This is a genomic window from Rhizobium sp. P32RR-XVIII (assembly GCF_012641395.1).
Taxonomy (GTDB): Bacteria; Pseudomonadota; Alphaproteobacteria; order Rhizobiales; family Rhizobiaceae; genus Rhizobium.
This window is the reverse complement of the sequence record NZ_JABAIH010000018.1, coordinates 81524-88358: the sequence shown is the minus strand read 5'-3', so window position 1 is coordinate 88358 and position 6835 is coordinate 81524. Positions and strand designations below refer to the sequence as shown.

Annotated in this window: 6 protein-coding genes and 1 pseudogene; all 7 read left to right on the top strand. The window is 63.2% G+C overall.

The window, feature by feature from the left end; genetic code table 11:
* Positions 1 to 149 (top strand): annotated as a pseudogene (locus HGP14_RS29695) (carboxymuconolactone decarboxylase family protein); the annotation flags it as partial.
* A 229-nt stretch (positions 150 to 378) separates the two neighbouring features.
* Positions 379 to 1296 carry an NADP-dependent oxidoreductase gene (locus HGP14_RS29690; protein WP_168833438.1) on the top strand — a complete coding sequence of 306 codons (918 nt, stop codon included), beginning with the start codon at positions 379 to 381 and terminating at the stop codon, positions 1294 to 1296.
* Between the two features lie 127 nt (positions 1297 to 1423).
* Positions 1424 to 2119 (top strand): glutathione S-transferase N-terminal domain-containing protein, encoded by a 696-nt coding sequence (locus tag HGP14_RS29685; protein ID WP_168833437.1) that lies wholly within the window; start codon positions 1424 to 1426, stop codon positions 2117 to 2119.
* 493 nt (positions 2120 to 2612) lie between these two features.
* Complete coding sequence (locus tag HGP14_RS29680; RefSeq protein WP_168833436.1) at positions 2613 to 4208, top strand: GMC family oxidoreductase; 1596 nt, start codon at positions 2613 to 2615, stop codon at positions 4206 to 4208.
* Between the two features lie 296 nt (positions 4209 to 4504).
* A complete protein-coding gene (locus tag HGP14_RS29675) occupies positions 4505 to 5209 on the top strand; it encodes a glutathione S-transferase family protein (protein ID WP_168833435.1) in 705 nt (234 codons plus the stop codon).
* Between the two features lie 22 nt (positions 5210 to 5231).
* Positions 5232 to 5369 (top strand): hypothetical protein, encoded by a 138-nt coding sequence (locus HGP14_RS29670; protein WP_168833434.1) that lies wholly within the window; start codon positions 5232 to 5234, stop codon positions 5367 to 5369.
* On the top strand, positions 5366 to 6826 hold the full coding sequence (locus tag HGP14_RS29665; RefSeq protein WP_168833433.1) for an MFS transporter: 1461 nt from the start codon (positions 5366 to 5368) through the stop codon (positions 6824 to 6826). Before HGP14_RS29670 ends, HGP14_RS29665 begins: the two co-directional genes overlap by 4 nt.
* The last annotated feature ends 9 nt before the right edge of the window (positions 6827 to 6835 follow it).

The following is a 6835-nucleotide window of genomic DNA, read 5'->3' as shown; positions in this document are numbered from 1 at the left end:
TGAAAGCCGTCCGCGATGCCGGCTACACCGATGCTGATATCATCGAGATCGTCGCACTGGTGGCCATGTACTCCCTGACGAACTTCTTCAACAACGTGTTCGATCCCGAGAAGGACTTTCCCGCCGTGACACCGGCCGGGTCGATCTGAACTTCTAAAGCCCGGATGCACCCAAGGGAGGCATCCGGGCTTTTTGTCCGTGCCGATAAAGCTAAGATAATTTAGTAGCAAATCAGGATCCGCGATTTTTGCGCGCCGCGCCGATGGCATCGATTCCATAGCCGCGGGTCATTGGACCATCGAGTTTCGCAGTCGTATTTTCGATCGTTCGCAAGGGAGTTCGGAAGATGACCACATACCACACACAAGGAAGTGGACAATGAAGGCGATCGTTGTGACCGATCAGGCTGCGGGAACGGCTGGGATGAAGCTGATGGAGCTGCCCGAGCCGCAGGCGGCGATAAACGACGTCGTCGTTCAGGTTCATGCGTCGGGATTCACCTCGGGTGAACTAACGTGGCCTTCGACCTGGACCGATCGCCTCGACCGCGACCGAACACCATCGATTCCCGGGCAGGAGCTGGCCGGAGTGGTCACGGCCCTCGGTTATGGCACGACGGGTCTGTCGGTGGGACAGCGAGTGTTCGGCCTCTCTGACTCGTATCGCGGCGGCACCCTGGCGGAGTATGTGGCCGTCGAGGCACGCAACCTCGCGCCGCTGCCGGGCGACGTCGACTTTACGGTGGGCGCGAGCGTGGCGATGCCTGGCCTGACCGCGTGGCAGGGACTATTCCAACACGGCCGCCTTCAGGCGGGGCAGAGCGTCCTCGTGCACGGCGCGGCCGGCGCAGTCGGTTCGATGGTGGCGCAGCTCGCGCGTGAGGCCGGTGCCTACGTCATCGGCACCGGACGCGCCGCCGACCGTCAGAAGGCGCTCGACTTCGGCGCGCAGGAGTTCGTCGACCTTGACAGCGACACCCTCGAAGACGTCGGCGCAGTCGATCTGGTTTTCGACGTCATCGGTGGCGACATCGCGAAGCGCTCCGCGGGCCTGATCCGGGCCGGAGGAACACTGGTGACCATCGCCGGGCCGACCGAGGCGCGGCCCGCCGACGGCCTCACGGTCGACTTTGTTCTCGTCTCCGATCGCGTCCAACTGGGTGAGATCATCCAGCGGGTGCGGGACGGACGACTGCGGACGAACATCGGCAACATCGCGACCCTCGACGAAGCCGTCGCCGCTTTCAATCCGACCAAGCGGATCAGCGGGAAGACGATCATCCGCGTTCGTCCGTGAGGACTAGGGGAGGGCGAGTGGTTCTGTCCTCCTCGTTAATTATCGTCGCCTTTTGGATAGCACGCATCCAGGCGCAAGATTTGGCCATGTCCCGGCGCGGTTCGGCCGCTTACCTAGGAGAGAGAAAGTGACAGTCAATCATCCAATTTTCGCGCGCTGGCCGGCGCAGCACCCCGATCGGCTCCAGCTCTTTTCCCTGCCGACGCCCAATGGTGTGAAGGTCGGCATCATGCTTGAGGAAACGGGCCTCGCCTACGAGCCGCACCGGATCGACATCATGGCGAACGAAAACCACGACCCGGCCTTTCTGGCGCTCAACCCCAATGGCAAGATTCCCGCAATCTACGACCCTGACGGGCCGAGCGGCACGCCGCTCGCGCTGTTCGAATCGGGCGCGATCCTCCTCTATCTTGCCGACAAGACGGGACAGTTTATCTCGGCCGATCCGAACACCCGCTACGAAACGATCCAGTGGGTGATGTGGCAGATGGGCGGAGTCGGTCCGATGTTCGGCCAGGTCGGCTTCTTCAACAAATTCGCAGGCAAAGCCTATGAGGACAAGCGCCCGCGCGACCGCTACGCCACCGAATCAGCGCGGCTGCTCGGCGTCCTCGACAAAAGGCTTGCGGACCGCGACTGGGTGATGGGTGCTGACTACAGCATCGCAGATATTTCGCTCCTCGGCTGGGTGCGCAACCTGATCGGTTTTTACGAAGCGCGCGAGCTCGTCGGCTTCGACCGCTTTCTTCATGTGCGGGAGTGGTTCGACCGCGGCCTCGCGCGTCCGGCGGTGCAGCGCGGGCTGGAAGTGACGGTGGCCTAGAGAGGGTCTATCAGCGGGCCGGCAAGGCCCTGCGAACAGAGCTGATTTTCCAGCGCTTCCTTGGGCCGATGTGCCGTGTGTTCCCTACGGTGCTCCTGGCGACCCGTCGGGCCAGGCCTACTCATAGGACCGCAATTGTGCTGGAGACGGCACTGACGAAGTATCGACCAGAAAGCCACACGAGCGCTCCTTCAGTAACGGTCGATTTCGGCCCGAAATCGACCCTCTAGAAGTCTCTGCACAATGACAATGTCGGTTTCGAAGGTGCCATTCGGCTCGCGGCATTCCTCGCTACGGCATCATGCCGCGCGGCGCGCATCAATAACGATCGTCTATCGACTCCATGGCGAGAGGTGATTTCCCTCGCCAGCATTGGAAAGTCATTCTTCAACGCATGGTCCAATGAATCTCAGGATCAGGTGCCGCGACGGCGCGGCGCCCAGCTACGGTCGTTGATTGAACGATAATAATGGTGCGAAAGAGAAAGACACTGATGTCCCAGGAAGCCTACGACATTGTCATTGTTGGCGCGGGCGCGGCCGGCTGCGTCGTCGCGAGTTATCTCGCCGAACACACCGATGCGTCGATCGCTTTGATCGAAGCGGGCGACACGGATCGCGATCCGTTCATCCACATTCCTGCCGGCTTCGCCAAAATACTGGCCCACGACCGGCATGTCTGGAAATACGAGACAGTTCCCCAGCACGGCACCAAGCGCGCGTATCGCTCAGGCAAAGTCCTTGGCGGCGGCTCCTCGATTAATGCAATGGCCTACGTTCGTGGCCAAGCAGGCGACTACGCGGCGTGGCAAGACGCGGTCGGCGACACCGGCAAATGGTCGTATGAAGACCTGCTTCCCGTCTTCATGGCGCAGGAAGACAACGACACCTTCCACGACGAATATCACGGCATCAATGGTGGCCTGGCGGTCCAGTTGCCCAAGGGCATCAATAAGCTGAACCAATACTGCCTCAAGGCATTCCAGGAATATGGGATTCCCTATAATCCCGACTATAACGGCAAGAGCCAGATCGGCGTCTCGCCGGTGCAGTCTACGGTCGGAAATGCCCGGCGGTGCAGCGCGGTCGACGCTTATCTGCGTCCGCACCTCGCCTCGGGCCGCGTGACCCTGCTCACCGGCAAGACCGTCGTTCGCATTCTGGTCGAAAACAAGCGGGCCGTCGGCGTCGAGCTCATGGATGGGGACCTGGAGAGGATCATGGCCGGCGAGGTTGTGCTGTCGGCAGGCAGCGTCCATAGCCCGACGATCCTCATGCACTCTGGCATCGGGCCAGCCGAGCAGCTTCGCCAGCACGGCATCGCGGTGATCGTCGATTCTCCGGAGGTGGGCGAAAATCTCCAGGACCACCCGATGGTACCGGTCCGTGCTTATGTGAAGGGTGATCTCGGCTATCAGGCTGCCGCGCATGGCCTCGGCAGCGTGAAGGCGGGCCTGCGCTATTTCGTGACCAAGGATGGCCCGGCGGCTGGCAACGGTATCGAGACCGTTTCCCATTGGAATCCGTCCGACTTCACCGCCGAACCCACGATCCAATGCTATCACGCTCCTATCATCGCGAACCAGGAACTCACCCCGACCGGGGACCGGTCCGGCATCACCTTCGAACTCGTCGTGCTTCGGCCCAAGAGCCGCGGCTGGGTGCGGTTGGCCGACAGCGCCCCGACGTCGATGCCCCTCATCAACCCGAACTTCGTCGGCGAGGAAGAAGACTTGAGGGCCGTGGTGGATTCAGTGCGCGCGATCCGCAAGGTTATGGCACAGGAGTCGTTGGCGCTTGTGATCGACGAAGAGATGGAGCCCGGCCCGCGCACCCAGTCGGACGCCGAGATCGGCGAATGGGTGAAGCGTGCCGTGACGACGATGTGGCACCCGGTCGGCACGTGCCGGATGGGCCAGGATGCGCGAGCGGTGGTTGACGCGAGGCTCAGGGTCCGCGGGGTCGACGGCCTCCGGGTGATCGACGCCTCGATCATGCCGAACATCACCAGCGGCAATACCAACGCCCCGACACAGGCGCTCGCGCGCCACGCCACGGCGATGCTGGTCGAGGATCTGAAGCGGGCCTAAGGAGCTCTCGTTCGAGCCGGCGGTACCGGCCGCGCCGCTCGAACGCATAGCCGAAATAATCGCCGCAGCGCTGCTCGAGAACGCGCTCCGCGCTGATCACTTGTCGTTACTGCGATGAGCGAAGCTGCGTCGATTGTCCGATGGAGGGCTTTGGACCTCTTGCTCCCGCAGCACGTTGACCGCCACGCTTTGAGACTGCTTTCTGTCAGAAGCCCCCAGCAGAGCCGCTGGCACGGCGCATCGTCCGGAATTGAACGGCGACAAGCCCAAAACAACCGAACCCGAACGGGAGTCACATGATCCGCTTCTATTTTCATCCGACGCCGAACCCCGCGAAAATCGCTCTCTTTCTGGAGGAATCGGGGCTCCCCTACGAGGTCGTGCCGGTTGACACGAGCAAGGGCGAACAGCACATGACGGCGTTTCGCGCCATCAATCCGAACGGCAAAGTGCCGGCGATCGCTGATACGGAAGGCCCTGGCGGCAACGAGGCACGCGTCTTCGATTCGACGGCGATCCTGATCTATCTCGCCGAAAAGACTGGCAAATTCCTCGGCAAGCCCGAAGACCGGCCTGAACTCCTCTCGTGGTTGCTCTTCATCGCGTCCGGTCTTGGACCGTTCTCCGGCCAGGCCGTGCATTTCCAGTTCGCCGCGCCCGAGGGTCTCGACTATGCGGTGAACCGGTATCGCCGCGAGGCGGAACGCCATTACCAGGTCCTGAACGAACACCTCGACGGCCGAAGCTTCATCGTCGGTGAGACCTACACTATCGCCGACATCTCGGCGTGGGGTTGGCTCGACCGCGCCTCACGGGTGAGGAAGGGCGCCGAAGATCCGCTCGCGCCGTTCCCGAACCTCAAACGCCTGTTCGAGACAGTCGATGCGCGACCGGCCGTGGCCCGCGCGCGTGAAATTGGCAAGGACCACTCCTTCAAGCAGGTCAATGACGAAGAAACCAAGCGCGCGCTCTTCCCGTCGAATTTCCCGCCCGCGGCGTAAGTGAATCCCAGGAGAACGTATCATGAGCGGTAGCAGCGAGTATATTCCACCGAAGGTCTGGACCTGGAAGAAGGCCAGCGGCGGCACATTCCCCAACAACAATCGGTCGTTCGCCGATGCGACCCACGAGCGGCAGATTGGCGGGGAGGGCGATGAATGACGCAGTCGTTTGTAGAGCAGTGCAGCCGCGGCGTTATCGATGCGGAACCCTGCCCGCGAGAGCTCGGGCGGGAAGCGCCGCCTCGGCGGGGCATGGTGCTCACGGCCTGTGTGCTCGCGTCCTCGATGGCGTTCATCGATGGGACAGCGCTGCCGGTTGCGTTGCCGAGATTGCGCGCTGATTTCGGCGCGGATCTCTCCTCCGTTCAATGGGTTCTCAACGGGTATATGCTGGCGCTCGCCTCGCTGACATTGATCGGCGGCGCCCTCGCGGATGTTTATGGCAAGGCGCGGATGCTCGCGCTCGGCTGCGTCCTGTTCGGTCTGGCGTCCGCGGCTTGCGCGATGGCGCCTTCGCCCGCCTGGCTGATCGCTGCCCGCGTCGCGCAAGGAGCGGCCGCGGCGATCGTCACCCCCGCCAGCCTCGCCCTGATTGGGGCCACATATCCGCGCGCGGAGCGGAACCGGGCGATCGGCATATGGGCCGCGGCATCGGCGCTCACCACCGCCGGAGGTCCTGTTCTGGGCGGTTGGCTGACCGAGACCTTTGGCTGGCCATCCGTGTTCTGGATCAACCCGCCGATCGCGGTCGTAACAGTAGGAGTTCTACTGGTCTTCGCGCCTGAGGACGGCCGCATCCAACGCAAGTTCGACGTGATTGGCGCCGCGATCCTGGCTTCCGCGCTCGGGGCGCTCGCCTGGGCGCTCAGCCAGATCGGCCCCACTGAAACTCAGGCCGCCGCGGACGCGCCGGCCCAAACGGGCACGGTGCTCACGATTGTCGCTGGGCTCGGCATTGTCGGTCTCGCCGTCTATGCGTTCTGGGAGCGCAGAAGCAAACACCCGATGACGCCTCCTCGCCTGGTGGAGAACCGCGCCTTCCTCGGGCTGAACGTCGCGACACTGATGATCTATGGGGCGGTTTCGATCATGTTCTTCCTGCTCCCATTCGATCTGGTCGACCGCCGCGCCCTGCCGGCCACCGATGCCGGTTTGGCGTTCTTGCCCTTCGCGCTCGGCGTCGGACTCTTGTCGGGCGTGTTCGGCAGGTTGGCGGACAAGATTGGCGCGCGGGCCCTGCTCATCGCGGGGCCCGCAGGTGCGGCGCTTGCTTATGTCTGGATGGCGCTCGGCCAGGAAGAATCCCTGATGCTCGGCGTGATCGGGCCCATGACACTGCTTGGCCTGTCCTTCGCCGTGCTCGTGGCACCGCTCACCGCGTCCGTCCTGTCGAGCGTTGACCAGACGGACGAAGGGCTTGCCTCGGGCATCAACAATGCGGCGAGCCGGATTGCGCAGCTTGCCGGCGTGGCGCTGGCCGCCGGTGTCGCGTCTTTCGAGTCTGGCTACGAAGTCGGTCTCGCCGTAGCCGCCGTGACCTCGATCGGCGGCGCCTTGATAGCTGCGATAACCCCGAGCCCGGCCGCGGCGAGAGTGGGCGGCTCGGAAGGGGCTTAGGGTCCCGTT

Bases quoted from the DNA above. Each gene is read 5' to 3' on its own strand.
- HGP14_RS29675 (WP_168833435.1), top strand. From the start codon at position 4,505: ATGATCCGCTTCTATTTTCATCCGACGCCGAACCCCGCGAAAATCGCT.
- HGP14_RS29690 (WP_168833438.1), top strand. From the start codon at position 379: ATGAAGGCGATCGTTGTGACCGATCAGGCTGCGGGAACGGCTGGGATG.
- HGP14_RS29670 (WP_168833434.1), top strand. From the start codon at position 5,232: ATGAGCGGTAGCAGCGAGTATATTCCACCGAAGGTCTGGACCTGGAAG.
- HGP14_RS29665 (WP_168833433.1), top strand. From the start codon at position 5,366: ATGACGCAGTCGTTTGTAGAGCAGTGCAGCCGCGGCGTTATCGATGCG.
- HGP14_RS29680 (WP_168833436.1), top strand. From the start codon at position 2,613: ATGTCCCAGGAAGCCTACGACATTGTCATTGTTGGCGCGGGCGCGGCC.